The sequence below is a fragment of the Rhodococcus sp. 3258 genome (genome assembly GCF_031456475.1).
GTDB lineage: Bacteria > Actinomycetota > Actinomycetes > Mycobacteriales > Mycobacteriaceae > Rhodococcoides > Rhodococcoides fascians.
The window spans coordinates 34,259-55,924 of record NZ_JAVDUT010000009.1; the positions used below are offsets into that span (position 1 = coordinate 34,259).

At 64.4% G+C, this 21,666-nt stretch carries 21 protein-coding genes and 1 other RNA gene; 4 read left to right on the plus strand and 18 right to left on the minus strand.

What is annotated here, in order from left to right; all coding sequences use genetic code 11:
- Nucleotides 1-8: 8 nt before the first annotated feature.
- From J2X62_RS21990 to prfB, 17 genes are all read right to left on the minus strand, one after another.
- Nucleotides 9-1,166 (minus strand): MFS transporter, encoded by a 1,158-nt coding sequence (locus tag J2X62_RS21990; protein ID WP_045841964.1) that lies wholly within the window; start codon nt 1,164-1,166, stop codon nt 9-11.
- Between the two features lie 77 nt (nt 1,167-1,243).
- Complete coding sequence (gene pgm, locus J2X62_RS21995; RefSeq protein WP_027496584.1) at nt 1,244-2,884, minus strand: phosphoglucomutase (alpha-D-glucose-1,6-bisphosphate-dependent); 1,641 nt, start codon at nt 2,882-2,884, stop codon at nt 1,244-1,246.
- Nucleotides 2,885-2,973: 89 nt separating this feature from the next.
- Entirely contained in the window at nt 2,974-3,705 is a 732-nt protein-coding gene (locus tag J2X62_RS22000; RefSeq protein WP_310183499.1) for a DUF1295 domain-containing protein, read from the minus strand.
- Nucleotides 3,706-3,761: 56 nt separating this feature from the next.
- A complete protein-coding gene (locus tag J2X62_RS22005) occupies nt 3,762-5,087 on the minus strand; it encodes a cyclopropane-fatty-acyl-phospholipid synthase family protein (RefSeq protein ID WP_310183353.1) in 1,326 nt (441 codons plus the stop codon).
- Nucleotides 5,084-6,385 (minus strand): cyclopropane-fatty-acyl-phospholipid synthase family protein, encoded by a 1,302-nt coding sequence (locus J2X62_RS22010; protein WP_310183356.1) that lies wholly within the window; start codon nt 6,383-6,385, stop codon nt 5,084-5,086. The genes J2X62_RS22005 and J2X62_RS22010 overlap by 4 nt, the downstream gene beginning before the upstream one ends.
- Entirely contained in the window at nt 6,382-7,161 is a 780-nt protein-coding gene (locus J2X62_RS22015; RefSeq protein ID WP_052057230.1) for a DUF1365 domain-containing protein, read from the minus strand. Before J2X62_RS22015 ends, J2X62_RS22010 begins: the two co-directional genes overlap by 4 nt.
- The gene (locus J2X62_RS22020; protein ID WP_201010647.1) at nt 7,152-8,438 is read right to left on the minus strand and encodes an NAD(P)/FAD-dependent oxidoreductase; all 1,287 of its coding nucleotides are present in this window, start codon (nt 8,436-8,438) and stop codon (nt 7,152-7,154) included. Before J2X62_RS22020 ends, J2X62_RS22015 begins: the two co-directional genes overlap by 10 nt.
- The gene (locus J2X62_RS22025; protein WP_310183359.1) at nt 8,417-9,109 is read right to left on the minus strand and encodes an alpha/beta fold hydrolase; all 693 of its coding nucleotides are present in this window, start codon (nt 9,107-9,109) and stop codon (nt 8,417-8,419) included. The genes J2X62_RS22020 and J2X62_RS22025 overlap by 22 nt, the downstream gene beginning before the upstream one ends.
- Before the next feature lie 116 nt (nt 9,110-9,225).
- Nucleotides 9,226-9,596: a transfer-messenger RNA gene (gene ssrA, locus J2X62_RS22030) on the minus strand.
- 65 nt (nt 9,597-9,661) lie between these two features.
- Nucleotides 9,662-11,122 (minus strand): SDR family NAD(P)-dependent oxidoreductase, encoded by a 1,461-nt coding sequence (locus J2X62_RS22035; protein WP_052057229.1) that lies wholly within the window; start codon nt 11,120-11,122, stop codon nt 9,662-9,664.
- Nucleotides 11,123-11,153: 31 nt separating this feature from the next.
- Nucleotides 11,154-12,008 (minus strand): DMT family transporter, encoded by an 855-nt coding sequence (locus J2X62_RS22040; protein ID WP_072692108.1) that lies wholly within the window; start codon nt 12,006-12,008, stop codon nt 11,154-11,156.
- Nucleotides 12,009-12,016: 8 nt separating this feature from the next.
- Nucleotides 12,017-12,490, minus strand: a complete 474-nt coding sequence (gene smpB, locus J2X62_RS22045) for an SsrA-binding protein SmpB (protein WP_027496576.1) — start codon at nt 12,488-12,490, stop codon at nt 12,017-12,019.
- An 83-nt stretch (nt 12,491-12,573) separates the two neighbouring features.
- The gene (gene ftsX, locus J2X62_RS22050; protein WP_032366335.1) at nt 12,574-13,479 is read right to left on the minus strand and encodes a permease-like cell division protein FtsX; all 906 of its coding nucleotides are present in this window, start codon (nt 13,477-13,479) and stop codon (nt 12,574-12,576) included.
- 66 nt (nt 13,480-13,545) lie between these two features.
- Nucleotides 13,546-14,235 carry a cell division ATP-binding protein FtsE gene (gene ftsE, locus J2X62_RS22055; RefSeq protein WP_027496574.1) on the minus strand — a complete coding sequence of 230 codons (690 nt, stop codon included), beginning with the start codon at nt 14,233-14,235 and terminating at the stop codon, nt 13,546-13,548.
- Nucleotides 14,236-14,321: 86 nt separating this feature from the next.
- On the minus strand, nt 14,322-14,771 hold the full coding sequence (locus tag J2X62_RS22060) for a hypothetical protein (RefSeq protein WP_032390065.1): 450 nt from the start codon (nt 14,769-14,771) through the stop codon (nt 14,322-14,324).
- Entirely contained in the window at nt 14,768-15,667 is a 900-nt protein-coding gene (locus J2X62_RS22065) for a mechanosensitive ion channel family protein (protein ID WP_027496572.1), read from the minus strand. Before J2X62_RS22065 ends, J2X62_RS22060 begins: the two co-directional genes overlap by 4 nt.
- A gap of 3 nt (nt 15,668-15,670) precedes the next feature.
- A complete protein-coding gene (gene prfB / locus J2X62_RS22070) occupies nt 15,671-16,783 on the minus strand; it encodes a peptide chain release factor 2 (RefSeq protein ID WP_027496571.1) in 1,113 nt (370 codons plus the stop codon).
- Nucleotides 16,784-16,997: 214 nt separating this feature from the next.
- On the opposite strand from prfB, the gene J2X62_RS22075 reads away from it, so the two are divergent.
- Both J2X62_RS22075 and hisN read left to right on the plus strand, forming a co-directional pair.
- Nucleotides 16,998-17,489, plus strand: coding sequence for a carbonic anhydrase (locus J2X62_RS22075; RefSeq protein ID WP_310183376.1), 492 nt, complete (start codon nt 16,998-17,000; stop codon nt 17,487-17,489).
- 59 nt (nt 17,490-17,548) lie between these two features.
- Entirely contained in the window at nt 17,549-18,340 is a 792-nt protein-coding gene (gene hisN / locus J2X62_RS22080) for a histidinol-phosphatase (protein WP_310183378.1), read from the plus strand.
- A gap of 45 nt (nt 18,341-18,385) precedes the next feature.
- Here hisN and J2X62_RS22085 read toward each other — a convergent pair whose 3' ends face one another.
- The gene (locus J2X62_RS22085; RefSeq protein WP_310183381.1) at nt 18,386-18,754 is read right to left on the minus strand and encodes a DUF1304 domain-containing protein; all 369 of its coding nucleotides are present in this window, start codon (nt 18,752-18,754) and stop codon (nt 18,386-18,388) included.
- A 144-nt stretch (nt 18,755-18,898) separates the two neighbouring features.
- On the opposite strand from J2X62_RS22085, the gene J2X62_RS22090 reads away from it, so the two are divergent.
- Nucleotides 18,899-20,308, plus strand: coding sequence for an acyl-CoA dehydrogenase family protein (locus J2X62_RS22090; protein ID WP_027496567.1), 1,410 nt, complete (start codon nt 18,899-18,901; stop codon nt 20,306-20,308).
- Between the two features lie 44 nt (nt 20,309-20,352).
- The gene (locus tag J2X62_RS22095) at nt 20,353-21,573 is read left to right on the plus strand and encodes an acyl-CoA dehydrogenase family protein (protein ID WP_032366333.1); all 1,221 of its coding nucleotides are present in this window, start codon (nt 20,353-20,355) and stop codon (nt 21,571-21,573) included.
- Nucleotides 21,574-21,666 lie beyond the last annotated feature (93 nt).

The window sequence follows — 21,666 nt, forward strand, 5'->3', positions numbered from 1 at the left end:
CGTATCCGTCAGCTGCGCTCGCGCTCGAGGGTGTCCGGAACGCGCGACCACCACAACCCCGCCAGTAGAAGCAGTGCGCCCGTCACGGCGAAAGCCGGACCGAACGAGACCCGTTCCACGATCATTCCGGCCACGATCGGGCCGATCACCGCGCCCACGTCGGACGCCATCTGGAAGGCAGCCAGCACGGGTCCTCCACGGGCCTTGGAGCCGATCACGTCCGCGACCGAGGCCTGCTGGGCAGGACTCATCAGGCCCGATCCGATTCCGGCGATCAACGACACCGCGAGGAACAACACCGGATCGTGGACATAGCCCATCACGACCGTTCCCAGGCCGCAGACCGCCAAACCGCCCAGCATGAACGGTTTGCGTCCGCGTACGTCGGACAGGCGACCGGCAGTGGTGAGAACCAGGGCATTACCCACTGCGAACACCGTGAGAGCAATCCCGACGAACACCTCGGACCGCTGCATTGCCTCGACGACGAACAACGGCACCAGCGCCACCCGGACACCGAACACGGCCCATCCGTTCGCGAAGTTCGACGCCAGCGCGGCCCGATAGGACGGGATTCGCAGAGCAGCGAGCAACGACATCGTCGGCGGCGCAGTTCCCTTCTCCGGCTTGACCAGATCGGAATTGCCGAGGGTGAAGTACACGACGGCAGCGGCGATCACCAGAGCCACGGCATAGATGACGAACGGCACCCGCAGACCGAAACCGACGAGCGCGCCGCCGACGAGCGGACCACCGATGGTTCCCAGCAAGAAAGCGGTCGCGTACAGCCCGGAGATGCGGCCTCTACTGGTAGGTGGACTGATTCTGATCAGCAGTCCGAGAGCAGACACCGAGAACATCGTCGACCCGATTCCGCCGAGTCCGCGAAACACCAGCAGCTGCCAGTACGTCTGAGCCAGAGCGCACGCACCGGTGGAGACCGCCACGATCAACAGTCCGATCAGGTAGACGGGTCGTTCGCCGAGGCGCTGAACCAGAGCACCGCTCGCCGGTGCGAACAGCAACCGCATGAGGGCGAAGGCACTGATCACTGCCGATGCGGCCGTGTATCCGACGCCGAATTCTCGAGCGAACTGCGGCAGGGCAGGCGCGACGATGCCGAATCCGAGGGCGATGACGAACGCTGCCGAGACCAGCACCCAGATCTCCGGAGGGAGTTTGCCTCCGGGTTGGAATGCCGGCTCGGGGGCCGAGCTGTCGTGGTCGGGTGTCGGTGAGTCGGTCACGAGCTCTCGAGAGCGGACGAGACCAATTCACGTGCGGCAGCCTGGACCTCGGCGAGGTGTTCCTTGCCCTGGAACGACTCCGCGTAGATCTTGTAGACGTCCTCGGTTCCCGACGGACGAGCTGCGAACCAGGCGCTCTCCGTTGTCACCTTCAGCCCACCCAGTGCGGCCCCGTTTCCGGGAGCCTCGGTCAGCGTCGCGGTGATCGGCTCCCCCGCCAATTCGGTGGCTGTGATCTGGTCGGGCGACAACTTCGCGAGCACAGCCTTCTGCTCCCTGGTTGCCGGAGCGTCGACGCGGGCGTACGACGGGTCGCCGTACTCGGCTGTGAATTCTGCGTAGCGTTGCGACGGTGTCGATCCGGTGACCGCGGTGATCTCCGAGGCCAACAGCGCCAGAATGATTCCGTCCTTGTCCGTGGTCCACACTCGCCCGTCGTGCCGCAGGAACGAGGCACCGGCGCTCTCCTCGCCGCCGAAGCCGAGCTCGCCGTCCAGCAGCCCCGGCACGAACCACTTGAACCCGACCGGGACCTCGAGCAGCTTTCGTCCGAGACCGGCGACGACGCGATCGATCATGGAGGAACTCACCAGCGTCTTGCCGACTGCCGCGGTCGGTGACCACCCGGGTCGGTGGGTGAACAGATAGTCGATCGCGACCGCGAGGTAGTGATTGGGGTTCATCAGACCACTGTCGGGAGTGACGATGCCGTGTCGATCGGAGTCGGCGTCGTTGCCCGTGGCGATGTCGAATCGATCCCGGGCTGCGATCAGTGATGCCATCGCGTTCGGCGACGAGCAGTCCATTCTGATCTTGCCGTCCGTGTCCAACGTCATGAAGCGGAACGTGCCGTCGACCAACGGATTGACGACGGTCAGATCGAGGTTGTGTCGTTCGGCGATCGCATCCCAGTAGTCGACACTGGCACCGCCGAGCGGATCCGCACCGATGCGAACTCCGGCGGCGCGGATCGCATCGAGATCGAGCACATTCGGGAGGTCGTCCACGTAGGTGCCGAGGAAGTCGTACCGCGAGACGCTTCCCGCGAACGCCTGCGCGAGAGTCACACGCTTGATACCGGTAATGCCCTCGCGGAGAAGCTCGTTGGCGCGGGCAGCGATCACCGACGTCGCATCGCTGTCGGCCGGTCCACCGTGCGGAGGGTTGTACTTGAACCCGCCGTCACGCGGCGGATTGTGGGACGGTGTGACCACGATGCCGTCGGCTTTCGCGGTCGGCCCCGACTCGTTGTACCGGAGAATGGCATGACTGACGGCGGGCGTCGGGGTGTAGCGATCCCCCGAGTCGACCAGAACGTCGACGTCGTTGGCTGCCAACACCTCCAGAGCCGTCGTCCACGCGGGCTCGGACAATGCATGGGTGTCTCGACCGATGAACAGTGGCCCGGTGATGCCTTGCGCGGAACGATATTCCACGATGGCCTGCGTGGTCGCGACGATGTGCGCCTCGTTGAACGCCGAATCCAGGCTCGAACCTCGATGACCCGAGGTCCCGAACACGACCTGCTGACTCGGCTCCGACACGTCCGGAATGCGCGAGTAGTACGCCGTGACGAGTTGCGAGAGATCGACCAGATCCTCCGGCAGTGCAGTGGTTCCAGCTCTCTCGTGCGCCACGATGCGCCTCCTCAATCCTCGAACGAACCGAATCCGGTCGACGAACCGAATTTCTCGTTCAACCCTAACGCCGCTGCCCCACCCGCGAGCTACTTGCTCTGCCGTTTCGGTGGCCGTGGCAGAAAATAGCTGGTTCGCTGCTGATATTCGCGATACCCCGGACGCTTCTCCATGCTCTGTTCCAACAGCCGAGCCCCGGTGGCGAACACCAAGAAGTACGTCATCGCGACGGGCGACAGAATCGTGAACACCCCAGGCCACGCCGAGGCCGAGACGAGGAACAGTCCCCACCACACTGCCGAGTCGCCGAAGTAATTGGGATGCCGCGTCCAGGCCCACAGACCTCGGTCCATGATCTTGCCCTTGTTCGACGCGTCCGCCTTGAACTCCTTCAATTGCGCGTCGCCCACTGCCTCGAACGTCCATCCGAGTAGCCAGATCACTACGCCGAGTACGACGACGGGTAGAACCGATCCGTGTGAGACGGCGGATATCTGCAGTGGAAGGGACACGAACCACAGCGCAACCGCCTGCGTCAGATAGATCTTCCGCAGGGCATACCAGGTTCTGTTGCCGGTGGCCTTGGACAGCAGCTCGGTGTACCGCGGATCCTCACCGTGTCCGCGTGAGCGCTGCACCATGTGCAGCGCAAGACGAAGCCCCCACACTCCGACGAGCACGACGAGCAGGAGTCGTCGCCATAGATCACCGGTTCCGGTCGCAGTCGAGATCAGCGCGATCAGAACGAAGCCGCCACCCCACGTCACATCCACGACATTGTGTCGTCCGATACGGGCACCGACGAGGGCGGTGACCATCATCAGGACAGCGGTACCGCCGAGACTCGCCAGTGACACGGTGAAGAAGTCGGACCAATTCACCGCGCGGCCACCCACACCGGGCGGACCGGTTCCATCCCGGACGACCCGTCGACCGGGCGAACGGACAAGATCTGGTCGACGCCCATCCTGTTGTCCCGGAATGCCATTCCCCCGCCGATCAGGTACAGCCGCCACACGCGCGCGACCTCTTCCCCGACCATCGCCACCACGTCGTCGTACCGCGACTCGAAGCGCTCGGTCCAGACGTCGACGGTCCGCACGTAATGCTCCCGAAGCGCATGGACGTCCCGAACCTCGAGTCCGGCCTCCTCGATCATGGCCACGGTCCGCCCGACGGGGCGCATGAACATGTCGGGCGCGATGAACGATTCGATGAATGCCCCGCCGCCGGGGTTGTCGCCTTCTCTTCGCGACATCTGCTGGATCAGTACTCGTCCGCCGGGCTTGACGTTGGCATGCAGTGCGGCGGTGTAGGTCGGGTAATTGGCCTCCCCCACATGTTCACCCATCTCGATCGACGCCACCGCGTCGAAGGGCCCGTCCGGAATTTCGCGGTAGTCCTGGATTCGGATCTCGACGTTGTCCTGCAGTCCTCGGTCGGCGATTCGCTTGTCGATGAAGGCCTTTTGTTCGCGCGAGATGGTCACTCCGACGACCTGCGCTCCGTATTCCTGTGCCGCATGCAGGCTGAGAGACCCCCAGCCACAGCCGACGTCGAGGAACCGTTGCCCGGATCGTTTGTCGAGCCCGATCTTTCGGCACACGAGGTCGAGCTTGTCGCGCTGGGCATCATCGAGGGTGTAATCCGGCGAATTCGAGGTCCAGTACGCCGACGAGTACGCCATGTGCGAATCGAGGACCAGTTCGTAGAAGTCGTTCGACAGGTCGTAATGGTGGCTGATCGCAGCGCGGTCGCGAAGCAACGAGTGCAGCCGCCCCTTCACCGAGGCCTGCGACGCGGGTGGCGGTAGTGGGCGGCCGAACACGCCGAGATCCTTGGCCAGCCGCGCCAGCCGCAGTAACGATGCCGGCCCCGGTCGTACTGCCGAGAGCCGGCGCTCACGGACCACACCCCAGACATGATCGAGAGCCGCGGCAAGATCGCCGTCGACGTCCAACTCCCCGGTGACGTACGCCTGCGCAGCACCGAGTTCACCGGGGCTCCACAGCAATCGACGAAGAGCGCTGGGGCTCCGCAACAGCACTTTCGGTGCCAGGGCGTCGCCGGCAACGGATCCGTCCCACGCCTGCAGCCGGACGGGAAGCGGGCCACCCACCATGGGTTCCATCAACTCGGCAATTCGGTGTGCAACACCGACGCTGCGATCGGTCCGGTCCACGGTACTTGTCGAGGTGGTCATCGGTCGTCCCTTCGATCGAGCACGATCTGCTGAACATCGAGGTACCCGGATCGAAATCCGGCCTCCGAATAGCAGAGGTAGAAGTGCCACATTCGCGCGAATACATCGTCGAACCCGAGATCCGCTTCCTCGCTGCGGTATTCACGGAAGCGACTGTCCCACAGGGCCAGGGTTCGCGCGTAGTGATCACCCATGGACAGGCGCTCACGAACCCGAAGCGAGGTGTGCTGCTCGGTCACCTCCTCGATGGCCCGCACCGACGGCAGGAACCCGCCGGGAAAGATGTACTTGTGCACCCACGTGTACGTATTGCGGGTGGCCAGCATCCGGTCGTGCGGCATGGTGATGGCCTGGATCGCCACGCGTCCGCCCGGTGCCAGATGTGCATCGATCGTCCCGAAATAGGTTGCCCAGTACTGATGACCGACGGCCTCGATCATCTCGACCGACACGATGGCGTCGTATCGGCCGTCCACCAACCGGTAGTCGAGGAGATCGATCTGTACTCGATCGCTGTATCCCGCTGCCGCGCAACGCTTACGCGCGAGCTCCTGCTGCTCCACCGACAGTGTCACCGACCGGACCGTCGCACCGCGAGCGGCCGCGCGAATGGCCAGCTCGCCCCATCCGGTGCCGATCTCGAGGACCCTGGTTCCTTCGCCGACGCCTGCGCGATCGAGTAGCCGGTCGATCTTTCGGCGCTGGGCGTCGGCGAGCTCCACGCTGTCGTCGGGTCCCGATCCGGCGAACAACGCACTCGAGTAGGTCATGGTCTCGTCGAGGAAGAGCTCGAACAGCTCGTTCGACAGATCGTAGTGACGCGAAATGTTGGATCGAGTGTTCTTCGTCGTATTCCGCTCACTCCGTGGAGGTTTCGGGATGTAGAGCCCACGGAGTCGCTGCAAGGGCTCGGGAATCAGCGACGCCATTCGACGAGCGAAGACCTCGAGCACAGCGGTGAGATCCTCGGCATCCCAGTCTCCGGCCATGTATGCCTCACCGAATCCGATGAGGCCGCTGTCGCCGACGCGCGCGGCGAAGTCGTGTGGCCGATAGACCGTCATCAACGGTGCGTCGGACGATCCGGCCCCGAGCACTGTGCCGTCCGGCATCGCGACTCGGACCTGCAATCCCGCGACCGCACGACGGAAGAGAAAGTCGGCAACGGGCGCGGCGACCGTAACTTTCACGCCACCGGGAACGTGGGCGATCTGGGGCCAGACCCGAGGATCGACCAGCGGGCGCGGCCCGGGGCCGGACGGGTGCGACACGGAATCGGTTCGAGACACCGTCGTCATCTGTGAGCTCCTTCCTTCTGAACTCTCCGCGCCCCCGGAGGGGCAGGTTTCTGCACGATCTTCAGACCCCGCGCCCAGAGCCGAATGCCTTGCCAGCGAATCTGTATCACCACTCGCAGCGGTGCCATCGGGATCTCGAGTGCGGTACGAAGAATCGATCGCGTCGTCACCTGGCTGCGACGGCCGACGACGGTCGCCACGAACGGAGGGTGACCGAGACGTTCGAGGACGATCGACAGCCGGAGTGTGGCGTCCGGCTCGGGCAGCTGCATGGAGTACTCGCCGTCGACGTCGTTGAACGGTGAGACGTAGAACTCTTTGGAAGTCCGTGCCTCACCGTGGCGACCGGTGTCCAACAGGTACCGGTATCGCTCCCCGTAGGTGTTGTGCACCTCGGCCACCACGCAGCGGAGGTCTCCGTCGCGGTCGTGACACCAGTACACAGTCAATGGGTTGAACGTGTGCCCGAACACCCGCGCGCTGGCCAACATCGTGATGCGACCGCCGCCGAGATCGATTCCGCTCTCTGCCAAGAAGGCATCGACGTTCTGGCGAATGGTGGCACCAGGGTCACCCATGTGGTCGCGGGAATCGAATGATGCGAGTGGCCGCAGGATCCGCGGCAGTTCGGGAAGTGCGTCGAGGTCGACGAACCAGCTGTAGCTCTTGTACGAGAACGTATTTCGTATCGGTGCTCGTCGGACGTGATCGATCCGAGTGAGATACAGCGCCGCCCCGTGCGCCCGGGTGTTCGGCAGAACCGACGTCAGAGCCACGAGGCCCCCACCCGTTGCGCGGCGCGCGCTCCGGACAACGCACCGTCCTCATGGAATCCCCACCCGTGGTACGCCCCGGCGAACGACACCGTATCGGTGTCCAATTCGGGCAGCCGTCGCTGCGCTGCGACGGATTCGGGGGTGTACTGCGGGTGCTCGTAGGTCATCTCGTCGAGCACCGTGTTCGGGTCGATGCGATCTGCTCCCCCGAGGGTGACCAGCATCCTTCGATCGCTGTCACCCAATCGCTGCAACCTCGTCAGGTCGTAGCTGACCAGAACTCGATCGGGTTTGGCGCTACAGGACGGGAGGTGGTAGTTCCACGACGCTCTCGCTCTGATGTTTCGTGGCAGCACCGACGAGTCGGTGTGCAGTGCAGTGTGATTGACCGAATACGGCATAGCTCCGAGAACGCTGTGTTCGAGCGCAGTCGGCTCCGCGAGCATCTTCAGCGCGGCACCGGGATGGACTGCGATCACGGCGGCGTCGAACGTGCGCAGGTCGTCGTGGCCGTCCCGGATCTGCACCGAATCCCCGGACCGGTAGACAGCATGTACCGGATTGTCGAGCAACACCTCGTCGATGTGCTCCGCAACCCGACGAACGTATTCGATCGACCCGCCGGTGACGGTACGCCAGGTGGGAGATCCTGTGACGGTGAGCATTCCGTGGTGGCGGAGAAAAGTGAACAGGTAGCGAGCCGGGTAGGCGAGAGCAGTGTCCGGATCGCACGACCACACCGCGGACACCAACGGTGTCATGAAGTGGGATTCGAAGTATGCGGAGAACGAGTGCTGCTCCAAGAATTGAGCGAGCGTCGTCTCGGTGTCCGCGGCGTCCTCGCGCTCGAGTAGCTCGGTCGCCAGACGATGAAAACGCTTGACGTCGAGCAGCATCGAGACGAAGCGAGGCCGGAGGACCGCGGTCCGCTGCGCGAGAATGCCCCGCATTCCCTGTCCGCCCGAGTATTCGAGCCCGCAACCGTCGCACCGAACGGACATGCTCATGTCCGAATCCTGCGTCGGCACGTCGAGCTCGTCGAACAGACGGAGCAGCGTCGGATACGTGCGGTCGTTGTGCACGATGAACCCGGTGTCGACGCCCACCGGACCACCGGGGCCGTCCACGAAGTGGGTGTCCGCATGGCCGCCGAGCCGAGAGTCGGCCTCGTACAACGTCACCGACGAGTTCTTGGACAGCGCGTATGCCGCCGTGAGGCCGGCCACCCCGCTACCCACGACGGCAACACGGCGGGTCACGACGATTCTCCCCTGCAGCCCGTCGACGCACCGGATTCGCTCGAATCGGCTCGCGCCCTTGACTCGTCGGCGATACGGAGAACGAAGTCACGAGTGACGCGCGACCACACGCGCGGATCACGCAGCATGAAATGGCCTCCAGGCACCGAGAGATATTCGGCGTCGGCACCGTTCGCCATCGCGCGTTCGGTCGCACGACGGGAGGTTCGCGCGTCGGTCCACCGGTCGGCAGTTCCGTGCACCACGAGCAGCGTGCGATTCTCGTCGAATCCGTCGGCCTCCGTACCCTGCGGCCACCACGGAGCAAGCGCAACGACACCCGCGATCGACGGGTCGTCGATCAGCGCAGCAGCTGTGCGCCCGCCCATCGAGTGCCCCACCACAACCACAGGAACTCCGGGATTGCGGTCACGAATGCGGCGCAGCGCCCACCGCGCGTCCTCTACCGGCGTCCGTTCGGGGGCGTTCCAGCCGCGGAACCGATATCGCAGTTGTTGGACCGAAATATCGCGGCTACGTCCGGCCCGCCGAAGCGTCCAGGTGAAGGGCCACATTCTCAACCCCGCCAGGTGCCACGGCCTGCTGCGCGCGCGACTCACGTCCTTGCCACCGCTCAGAACCACTACCACCATCGACGGCGACGACAGCCGCTTTCCCGCGTAGAGAACTGGGGTCCGCTGGTTGCTCATGCCCTCTATTCGGCACCGAGCCCCCTCCGGGTGGGACCGGGTCGACAGCAGTGTTTGTGAGGTGTCCGACACAAAAAAAGACCGGGCCGAGAGAAAGTCTCTCGGCCCGGCCTTCACAGTGGAGCTGCCGGGAATCGAACCCGGGTCCTCTGCTGCATTGCCAGGGCTTCTCCGTGTGCAGTCCGCTATGCCTCTACTTGGATCTCCCGATCTCGCGAACAAGTCAGGATGACGATCCCAGCCACTGTTTGATGTTCCTCATCATCCCGCGGCCGGATGAATCGGTGAGCCCTCTAGCTGATGCCAGTACCCGGGCCGAGGGCAAGCCCGGACTGACAGACACGCAGTCGCTACTTAGGCAGCGAGTGCGTAGTCGCGCTGATTGGAATCGGCGCTTATAAGGTTGCGATGACGCTTACGGTGGTCTCTCGCCTGCACCGACACGCTTCCCCTGACTCAACATACAAAGTCGAAACCGTTCAGCCCCGTATGTTCCCGGACACCGTGCCCGGGCTGTTCAGTGTAACGCGTCGATCGGCCATATTCATCCCGTTAACGGCCGGCAGGTCCCTGCGCCGCGGCTGCACCGGCGTCGGACTCGACTCGATCCACTACTGTCCGCAGCATTCGACGAGCAACGGCCCTGCGTACGGGCAACGACGCGTACCACACGGCTCGCCCGGCCAGTCCGCGAGGAAAGAACACGAGTCGCTGTTCGATCGTCGGCTGCTTGGCGGTGCCACCGACCGTGAGATCCAACCACGCCTCTCCCGGCAGCCGTCGTGACGACTTCAGCCGGGTGGTGTGCTCGGTTCCCGAGGCGGACGCATCCGGCCCCGTGGCGTCACGGTGCCAACCGGTGAGCACCTCGGCGTCGGCCAATCGTTCGAGCGCGGGCCGAATGGCGCTCGAACGCGCGCTGCTTCGGGCCACCCGGGTATCGGTGTAGACGACCTCTCCAGCCCAATCGGGGTCGGAGGGCAGCGGATCCGACGGGGCCGCAGTTCCGGTGGCGTCGGTCCACCGTGTCTCGACTTCGCCGTCGTCGATCTTGCGTAGAGCCAGCCGCACCGAATCTCGGTAGCCCGTCAAGCCTTCGGCCGGACGTGGAACGACGGCGTCGATATCCATTTCGTGACCGACGGCGTCGTACTGCAACGATTCGATGAGCGGCATCGCCAATCCGCGCGGAATCGGCGTCACCAACCCGATCCAGTGACCGGCCAGGCGAGGCGTCAACACCGGCAGCACGATGATGCGACGCTGGCGCAGACCGGCCACGTCGGCGTAGATGTTCATCATCTCGCCGTACTGCATGACGTCCGGCCCGCCGATGTCGTACGTGCGGGACTCGGTGACCGGAGCGCTCGCGGCCCCGATGAGGTAGTGCAGCACGTCGCGTACGGCAATCGGCTGAATTCGGTTGTGCACCCACCGTGGGGTGGTCATCACCGGCAACCGATTGGTCAGGTGGCGAATCATCTCGAACGAGGCCGAACCGGAACCGATGACGACGCCCGCCTGCAGCACGATCGTCGGGACACCCGACTCGATCAGAATACGACCGACCTCGGCGCGTGACTTCAGGTGTGGCGACAGCTCTCCCGTCGGCGGATGCAGGCCCCCGAGGTACACGATGCGACCGACGCCGCAATCCGCAGCGACGGTGGCTACGTTCTCGGCGCTGTCGCGTTCGGTGTCGGCAAAATCGGAATGGCCCGCGGTGCCCATCGAGTGCACCAGGTAGTACATGACGTCGACGTCGCTGAGCGCCTCCTTCAGTGACTCCCGATCACTCAGGTCACCCTGGACGATCTCGACGTCCGCCGCCCACGGAACGTTGTCGAGCTTGCTCGGGGTCCGAGCCAACACGCGAACTCGGTAGCCCTCGTCGAGCAGACGCGGTGCCAGACGACCGCCCAGATATCCCGTGGCACCGGTGACCAGCACACGCGGCCGAGACGACGCGTTCTCGGATGTGGGGACATCGGAGGTAGAACCGGAAGCAGTCATAAACGGGTTCATTACCCGTGCGCGGGCAAGTTCAACCCGCGAGCGCGATCATCGCGATTGCCCCGAGCGCCAACGCCATTCCCACCTTCTGCAGTGCGCCGACCCGTTCGCCGAGCATCACCATCGCCAGCAACACCGTCGCAGCCGGATACAGCGAAGCGATGACGCTCACCAACGACAGCAGACCGCCCTCGTATGCGTAGATCATCGCGGCGTTGGCGACCACGTCGAGCACGCTGACGAACGCGGCAAGTTTGAGCACGCTGCCGTGGGGCGGTGCGAAATGCCCCGATGCCAACGCGACTGCCCAGACCACCGCGGTGGCCGATGCGCGTGACGCCGCGAGGGGCCACAGCCCACTGCCGTCACCGATCTGATGCAGGAAGATGAAGGCGAAGGCGAACGTCACACCCGACCCGACCGTCAGCCAGGCCACGGTGCGGGTGAACTTCATGTCGCGGCCGCCCGCGACCTCGCCGGTCACCTCGTCCGGTGACTCCTTGCTGACCAGCACGACGGCCACCAGGGCAACGGCGATGCCCACGAAGGCGATGACGCCGGGACGCTCACCCATCGACAACCCGACCAGAACCGGGATCCCGGCGACCAACACAGCCGTCACCGGGGACACCACTGCCATCGGCCCGGCCGCGAGCGCGAGATAGAACCACCACACGGCGACGCCGCCCGCCACACCCGACGCCAGGCCCCACAGCATCGCGGGGAGTTCGATGGTCCCGCCGACGAACGGAGCGACGAGCAACACGATGACAAGCGACAGCGGGTAGGACACGATGACCACCCGCAGGGCTGCGACTCGACGGGACGCGACACCGCCGACGAAATCGCTCACCCCGTAGCCCACGGCAGCTACCAGAGCGAGCAGGACAGCGGTCAGCGCATGCCCTTCACTCGACGCCCGAGCTCACGAGTGACTTCGCGTTCGGCGGTGCGCTTGGCCAACGACTGTCTCTTGTCGTAGTCCTGCTTGCCCTTGGCCAACGCCAGTTCGACCTTGACCTTGCCGTCCGAGAAGTACATCGACAGCGGTACCAACGTCAGGTTTCCCTCTTTGACCTTGCCTGCCAGGCGGTCGATCTCGCGACGATGGAGAAGAAGTTTGCGGTTTCGACGCGGCGCATGGTTGGTCCAACTTCCGAGCGTGTATTCCGCGATGTGCAGCCCGCGCAGCCAGATCTCGCCGTCGTCGACGGTCGCGAAGGCGTCGACGAGGGAGGCCTTGCCGTCGCGCAGGCTCTTGACCTCGGTGCCGACGAGCGCGACTCCGGCCTCGACGACGTCGAGTATGGAGTAGTTGTGCCGTGCCTTGCGATTGGTCGCAATGGCCTTGCGGCCCTTCTCTCTCACTGCAGGGCCCTTTCTCGAGCGTTCGATGCGTGACGCCGCCTCATCGGCAACCGCTCCAGCATAGAACCGATCGGCAACCGAATTTATTCGCGCACGTAGAGGCGCAATGTGATGTAGGCGGTGACCGCCGCCATTCCCACTCCGACGAGTGCCAGGAACGGCGAGACCAACAGCACGTCACTATTCGATATCCGAGCCAGAATGTTCGCTTGATAGACGTCGGAGAGGACGTCGTCGATGAACATGTTCTTCGCGGTGAACAGCCCGGCAATCGCCAGCGCCGAACCGACCAGAGCTGCGACCACGGCTTCGAGGAGGAACGGCAGCTGGGTGTACCACCGGGTGGCACCGACCAGCCGCATGATTCCGACCTCGGTTCGTCTGGTGAACGCAGCGATCTGGACCATGTTGGCGATCAGGAGGATCGCAGCGATCGCCTGCACGGTGGCAATCGCGAACGCTGCGTTGCGTACTCCGTTCAGGACGCTGAACAACCGCTCCACCAGGTCTCGCTGGTTGAGCACGCTCTGCACACCCGGACGGTTCTCGAAGTTGTCGTTGATCACTCCGAATCGCTCCGGGTCGCTCAGACGCACCTTGAACGAGGCCGGGAAACTGTCGGCACTGACCAACTCGGCCAGTTCGGGTTGGTCCTTGAACACTCGCTCGGTCGCATCCTTCACCGCGTCCTCGCGGTTGAGGTACTGCACCGAGACCACGGAGGGTGTGTTCTCGAGATCCGAGCGCAACGTAGCGCACGTCTCCTGGGCACAGTCTGCGTCGGTGGCAGAGATGTCGTCGGTGAGGAAGATCTGCACCTCCACCCGGTCGAGGAAGATCTGCTGGGTCTTTCCTGCCATCTGCACCACGAGCAATCCGCCGCCGAACAGACCGAGGGAAATAGCGGTCGTCAAGATCATGGCGATCGTCATGGTGATGTTGCGGCGAAGCCCGGTGAAGACCTCACTGAAGATGAAACTTGCGCGCATCGCGGAATCCGAGCCCTTCGATTCGTTCGGTCGAGAAGTCTGAGCGGTCGAGTTCGGTGGTCGGCGTCAGCGGCCGACGCCGTAGACCCCTCGGGCCTCGTCACGAACGACTCGTCCGTTGTCCAGTTCCACGACGCGTCGACGCATGGAATCGACGATGTGGTTGTCGTGGGTCGCCATCAGCACGGTGGTTCCGGTGCGATTGATGCGCTCGAGCAGCAGCATGATGTCCTGACTGGTGTCCGGATCGAGGTTTCCGGTCGGCTCGTCGGCGAGCAGCACCAGCGGTCGATTGACGAACGCCCTGGCGATCGCCACACGCTGCTGCTCACCACCGGACAACTCGTTGGGCAGACGGTCGGACTTGCCGCCGAGTCCCACCAGATCCAGCACCTCGGGAACAGTGCGCTTGATCATCGATCGAGGCTTGCCGATCACCTCGAGCGCGAACGCGACGTTTTCCACCACGGTCTTCTGCTGCAGCAGTCGGAAGTCCTGGAACACGCACCCCATGCTCTGTCGTAGCCGCGGGACGCGACGAGCAGCGAGCCGGTTGACGTGAAAATCCGCTACGTGGATATCGCCGGACGTCGGCGTCTCTTCCTTGAGCAGTAAGCGCATGAATGTCGACTTACCCGAACCCGAGGGCCCGATCAGAAACACGAACTCGCCTTTGTCGATGGAGACCGTCACCTTGTCCAGAGCGGGCCTGGTCGAGGTCTTGTAGGACTTGGACACATTCGAGGTGCTGATCACGGGTCGCCAGTGTAGTCCTTACCCGTCGGTAACCGCCGGAAGCGAGCGGGTGCCGCGGCGAGTCCCGAGGGCCGGTAAAGAGTGCCTCAGCGCGACGACGTCGGTGCAGGCCGGGACGGGATGAGCGACTGAATCGCCGGCGGGATGGGCACGCCGAACGGGGCAGTCGTCGTGGTCGGCGGGGCGGTGGTCGTCGTCGACTGGGTACCGGTGTCGTCGGCGCTCGTCGACGACTCCGGGTCGGTGGTCGTGCTGGGTGTGGTGGTGGTCGACAGACGTGAGGGGGTCGGTACGTACGTCTGCGATTCGCTCGGTTGCGTGAGCTCGTCCGGGCTCACCGCAACCGGCCCCTGAACCGCTTCCCCGTTCCTCTCGGCGATATCTGCGCTGACCTGCCCGTACAGCAGAGCGGTGAGCACGAAGCAGATTCCGAACGCCACGGTGGAGGTTCGGACGCGGCCGTAGATCTTGGCCGGAATGCGCCACTGCCGCCAATTTCGTTGCGAGCGTTCGGTTTCGGTATCGGGTGTACTCACTGGTCTTCCGTTCGATCTCGTCCCGATGATTCCGGTGCAACTCCGGCCGTGCTGACGTCGGGGGCAACGTTGATGCCCTCGGGCTGCAGCGCAGCGGCCACTCTCACGCGAAGCTCACGCCCCACCTGGAATTGCTTGCCCGGCAGCGTCCGCGCGACCAAGCGCACGTTGACCTGCCCCACCTCGATGCTCTCCACGCCCATCACGGTCGGTTCGTCGAGTAGGAGCGGACGCAAGTGTGAATCTGCGAACGCATCGCGGCCTACCGCACGCAGCAGCGCATTCACCTGAGTCAGATCGGCGGTACTGGGGACCGGAACGTCGACGACGGCGCGAGCCCAATCCTTGGACAGGTTGATCGCCTTGACGATCTGCCCGTTCGGCACGGTGATGACCTCGCCGTCGACGCTACGGACCCGCGTCACTCGGAGCGTGACGTCCTCGACGGTGCCCTCGGCATCCTCGGCGGAGCCGTTGACGGCGATCTGCACCACGTCACCGAAGCCGTACTGCCGTTCGGTGATGATGAAGAAGCCGGCCAGGATGTCTTGCACCACGCGCTGAGCACCGAAGCCGAGGGCTGCACCGATGACAGTTGCGGGTGCCACGAGTCCACCGACCCCGAAGCCGAACCGGCGCAGCACCTCGATGGTGACCAGGATGTAGATGAGCGTGACCAGCACCCAGGTGATGACCTGTGCCAGGGCATGACGGTGTTTGGCGGCCTCCGACCGGACGAGCGCGTCGCTGTGCTGGTAGTTCTGGTCGATGCGGGCAGTGATTCGGGAGCCGGTCCACGTGACGAACCGCGCGGCCAGTAGCCCGCCGAGGATGTACAGCACGATTCCGAGGCCGTTGAGCTTGACCTCGGGCGTCACGTTGAGCCAGGCCGTCATCGGTTACTGCTCCCCTCGCATTCGCCAGCGAATTCCCGATTCCAGGAAGCCGTCGATGTCTCCATCGAGAACAGTAGACGGATTGTTGACCTCGTACTCGGTACGCAAGTCCTTGACCATCTGGTACGGGTGCAGCACGTACGAGCGCATCTGATTACCCCAGGAGCTGCCGCCGTCACCCTTGAGCGCGTCCATCTCGGCCCGCTCTTCCTTGCGCTTGACCTCGAGCAGCTTGGCCTGCAGCACGCGCATGGCCGACACCTTGTTCTGCAGCTGCGACTTCTCGTTCTGGCAGGTCACGACGATTCCGGTTGGAATATGCGTCAACCGGACGGCGGAGTCGGTGGTGTTGACCGACTGCCCACCTGGCCCGGACGAGCGATAGACGTCGACCCGAATGTCGTTCTCGGGGATTTCGATGTGGTCGGTGGTCTCGACGACCGGAAGCACCTCGACCTCCGCGAACGACGTCTGGCGTCGACCCTGGTTGTCGAACGGGCTGATCCGGACGAGCCGGTGCGTGCCTTGCTCGACCGACAGCGTTCCGTAGGTGTACGGGGCCTTGACGGCGAACGTCGCGCTCTTGATTCCGGCTTCTTCGGCGTAGGACGTGTCGTAGACCTCGACGCCGTACCCGTGCTTCTCCGCCCAGCGGATGTACATGCGCATGAGCATTTCCGCCCAGTCGGCGGCGTCGATTCCGCCGGCACCGGAGCGAATGTTCACGAGGGCGTCGCGGGCGTCGTACTCACCGGACAGCAGCGTTCGAACTTCCATGGCAGCGATGTCCTCTCGGAGCGAGGCGCGTTCGGCGTCGGCGTCAGCGGTGGCGGACGCGGCGGCCTCGCCCTCTTCGCCCTCGGCCAACTCGTACAGAACCGGCATGTCCTCGAGCCGCTGCCGGAGCTCCTCGACGCGGCGCAGTTCGGCCTGCGCATGGGACAGCTGACTGGTCACCTGCTGAGCGTGTTCCTGGTCGTTCCACAGGTCGGGTGAGGCGGCCTGATGTTCCAGCTCGTCGATGCGTCGCCGCAGCTCCTCGACGTCGAGAACGGACTCGACTGTGGACAGAGTGGTGTCGAGCTCGGCGAGGTCTGCAGAAACGTCGGGATGCACGAGAGTCAAGGTTACCGGCACACGAACCCGTCCCTGACCGCCCCCGAATCCGACGACGATGACGAGTGGTCGTCCAGGGGTTCGAACCGTGCTGATTCGAACCCTGTTCGGGCACCTCGCCCGCTGTTAGCTTTCGACGCGTCGACATATGCGCACGTCGACATCACTGCCGCCGCACGGTGCCAGCGACATTCGATGGACACAGGAGTCTCGTATGACCGTCACCGACCAGTACCTCGAGAACAACAAGGCATACGCCGCCCAGTTCGACGGCCCTCTACCGCTGCCGCCGTCGAAGCACGTCGCGGTGGTCGCCTGCATGGACGCCCGGCTCGACGTCTACCGGATTCTCGGCCTGGCCGACGGGGAAGCACACGTGATCCGCAATGCGGGTGGGGTGATCACCGACGACGAGATTCGTTCGCTGGCCATCAGCCAGCGGCTGCTCGGCACCAAGGAGATCATCCTGATCCACCACACCGATTGCGGCATGCTCACGTTCACCGACGACGAGTTCAAGAACGACCTCCAGGAAGAAACGGGTCTGAAGCCCAACTGGGCTGCCGAATCGTTCCCCGATCTGAACCGCGACGTTCGGCAGTCCTTGGCTCGCATCGAGCTCAGCCCGTTCGTCACGAAGCACGAGTCGCTGCGCGGGTTCGTCTTCGATGTTGCCACCGGAAAGTTGACCGAAGTCACCGGATAGGCCCGGCCACCCATATTGCCGCGTACGAGCAGGCCCGTGCGCGGCGATAGTCTTCTGCGGTGACCGACTACTCTGCCGATCTGCATCTCGCCCTCCGGCTCGCCGACGAAGCCGACGCCATCACCCGTGGACGATTCCTCGCCATGGACCTGACGGTGGACTCGAAGCCGGATCTCACACCGGTCAGCGACGCAGACCTCGCCGTGGAAACGATGATTCGGGCGGAGCTCGGTTCGGAGCGTCCCGACGATGCTCTGCTCGGCGAGGAGTTCGGTGGCACGGCTACGTTCAGCGGCCGCCAATGGGTCGTCGATCCGATCGACGGCACCAAGAATTTCGTGCGCGGGGTACCCGTGTGGGCCACGCTGATCGCGCTGCTCGAGGACGGCGTTCCCACCGTCGGAGTGGTCAGCGCCCCGGCGTTGCATCGCCGATGGTGGGCCGCCGACCAGCTGGGATCGTGGACGAGCGTCGGCGACGAAACCGCCCGTCGAATCCACGTGTCGAAAGTCGACTCACTTTCCGCGTCGAGTCTGAGCTTCTCCAGCCTGTCCGGCTGGGCCGACCTCGGAACGAGAGACCGCTTCATCGGACTGACCGATGACGTGTGGCGAGTCCGCGCCTACGGCGACTTCTTCTCGTACTGTCTGCTCGCCGAAGGAGCCCTCGACATCGCCGCCGAGCCGGAGGTCTCCCTGTGGGATCTGGCGGCACTCGATGTTCTGGTGCGCGAGGCGGGCGGGACGTTCACCTCGCTCGACGGACGCGTCGGGCCGCACGGCGGGAGCGCGGTAGCCACGAACGGGCTGCTGCACCAGGACATCCTCGGCCGCCTCTCCCCCGCTGTGTGAATCGGTCGGCACTCACCGGATACGGACGGTGAGAACAGCGAGCCGTCAGAGGACTGCGGCCAGGACCAGGGCCAGTAGCGGAGTGATTCCCTGCACGAACGCGGGCCGGAAGTACTTCGCTCCGCCGGTGGCGAGCACCAGAGCCGCGCCGACGATGCTGGCGCACGCGAAGTAGACGATCGCGTCGCCGGCCGAGCCGCCGACGATGAGGCCGACCACGATGCCGATGCCGAGAAACAGGTTGTAGAAGCCCTGATTGAAGGCCATCGGCTTGGTGATGTCGGCGTCGCTCTGACTGGCGACACCGAACTTCGCCCACACGGCCGGCTTGGACCAGAGCACGCTTTCCATGACGAAGATGGCGACATGGAGTACCGCGGCGAGGGCGGCGAAGATCTGAGCTATCGGATGCACGGCAAACAGCCTGTCACATCGGTACGACGCAGGATACGTAATGCTCACCCGGGTGTCGTGCGCCACCAGTACTTACTCGGTAGTAGACAGCTATCTTACTCGGGAGTAAGATCTGTGAAGTCCGTGCCCGACGCCGAGGAACTGGTGATCATGAGCAAGCAAGACAGTGTGGTCGACGCGAAGGCCCCCAAGGTGCCCCGCGATACTTCTGCGGTTGGCCTCAACCCGTTCAAGAGAGATGCGATCGGAACCGCCATGCGCGTTCTGACGGCCATCACCGGGTCCGAACTGGCGGAGAAGTACAACCTCCGACAGACGATCGACCGCGTCACGTACGAGAGCACCAAAACCGGTTTCAAGACTCTCGGTGCCGCCAACCGTACGTTCGCCAAGGTCACCGGAGGCGGCAAGCCCAAGCGTCTCGACGACGGTGCCGCGAAAAACCTGAGCTACTTCGACCTGACGCCCGACGACGAGCAGCGCATGATCGTCGAAACGGTCAAGGAGTTCGCCGAGGAAATCCTCCGGCCGGCCGCCTTCGAGGCTGATCACAACGCCTCCTCGCCCGAGGACTTGGTTCGTCGCTCGGCCGAACTCGGCATCACGCTCATCAACGTTCCCGAGGAACTCGACGGTGCCGCCAGCGAGCGCGGTGCGGTCACCAATTCCCTCGTCGCCGAGGCTCTCGCCCACGGCGATATGGGCCTGGCCCTGCCGATCCTCGCGCCCAGCGGTGTCGCTGTCGCCCTCACTCAGTGGGGAACGGACGCGCAGCAGAAGACGTACCTCCCGGCATTCGTCGGCGAGAAGGTACCGAACGCAGCAGTGGTCGTCAACGAGCCCCGCGCACTGTTCGATCCGTACGCGTTGCAGACCAAGGCCGTTCGCTCCCCCAGCGGGTACAAGCTCAACGGAGTCAAGAGCCTCGTGCCTGCGGCCGGCAGCTCCGAGCTGTTCGTCATCGCCGCTGAACTCGAAGGTCGCCCGACTTTCTTCATCGTCGAGTCCGATTCCAAGGGCCTCGTCGTGGAAGCGGATCCGAGCATGGGTCTGCGCGCCGCGGGACTGGGTCGCCTGATCCTCACCGATGTGGCAGTGCCCGAGTCTGCCCTGCTCGGTGATGGTGACGCCGACCAGCGCGCCGCCGAGTACAGCGCCGCCATCGGTTTGGCCCGTCTGGGCTGGGCTTCCTTGGCCGTCGGTACGAGCCAGGCCGTACTCGACTACGTCATTCCCTACGTCAACGAGCGCGTCGCGTTCGGCGAGCCGATCAGTAATCGCCAGGCCGTGGCCTTCATGGTTGCCAACATCGCGATCGAGCTCGACGGCATGCGCCTGGTCACGCTGCGTGGCGCGTCGCGAGCCGAGCAGGGCCTGTCGTTCGCTCGTGAATCGGCGCTCGCGCGTCGACTCGCGTCCGAGAAGGGCATGCAGATCGGCTCCGACGGTGTGCAGTTGCTCGGTGGACACGGTTTCACCAAGGAACACCCGGTCGAGCGCTGGTACCGCGATCTACGGTCCGTCGGCGTCGCCGAAGGCATCGTTCTCATCTAGCTCGCCGCCCCGAATTCCATGGCACTCACCCAAGGACACACACGATGATCAATCTTGAACTTCCCAAGAAGCTTCGGGCGCAGGCGAATCAGGCTCACCAGGTCGCTGCCGAGATCTTCCGCCCCATCTCCCGCAAGTACGACCTCGCCGAGCACGAGTACCCGGTGGAACTCGACACCATGGCGTCCATGGTCGAGGGCATGTCCGACGCCGGTGGCGAAATCGGCGGAGCGGCCGGTGGCCGCGAGAAGGACAGCGAGTCGGCCAAGCCCAGCAAGACCGCCAACTCCAACGGCGGCAACATGTCCGCTCTGGTGAACGTCATCGAGACCTGCTGGGGCGACGTCGGCCTCACACTGTCGATCCCGTACCAGGGACTCGGCAACTCCGCTATCGCCGCGGTCTCCACCGACGAGCAGCTCGAGCGCTTCGGCAAGGTGTGGGCTTCGATGGCCATCACCGAGCCCAGCTTCGGCTCGGACTCCGCGGCAGTCACCACCACCGCTGTCCTCGACGGCGACGAGTGGGTGCTCAACGGCGAGAAGATCTACGTCACCGCCGGTGAGCGTTCCACCCACATCGTGGTGTGGGCAACGGTCGACAAGTCTCTCGGCCGCGCGGCCATCAAGTCGTTCGTCGTCCCGCGTGACGCTCCGGGCCTGTCGGTTGCCCGCCTCGAGCACAAGCTGGGCATCAAGGCGTCCGACACCGCAGCCCTGCTGCTCGAGGATTGCCGCATCCCGAAGGACAACCTGCTCGGCACCGCCGAGGTCAACGTCGAAAAGGGCTTCGCGGGCGTCATGCAGACGTTCGACAACACTCGCCCTCTGGTTGCTGGAATGGCGATCGGCGTCGCCCGTGCCGCACTCGAGGAGTTGCGGTCGATCCTGGTCGATGCCGGAGTCGACATCTCGTACGAGACTCCCGCCTACAACCAGCACGCGGCGGCCGCAGAATTCCTGCGACTCGAAGCAGACTGGGAAGCCGCGCACCTGCTCGCACTGCGCGCGGCATGGATGGCCGACAACAAGGAGCCCAACTCGCTGCAGGCGTCGATGTCGAAGGCGAAGGCCGGACGCTCCGCAGTCGACATCACCCTCAAAGCAGTCGAGTTGGCCGGTACCTACGGCTACTCCGAGCGCCCACTGCTCGAGAAGTGGAGCCGTGACTCCAAGATTCTCGACATCTTCGAGGGCACGCAGCAGATCCAGCAGCTGATCGTTGCCCGTCGCGTACTCGGAAAGTCCTCGGCCGAGCTGAAGTAAGCAGTGGCTCGTCATCGAGTCGGCACGTGATCGACAAGCGGCACCGGACTGTGCGTCCGGTGCCGCTTTCGTGCGCTTGAAAGAAATGTCGAG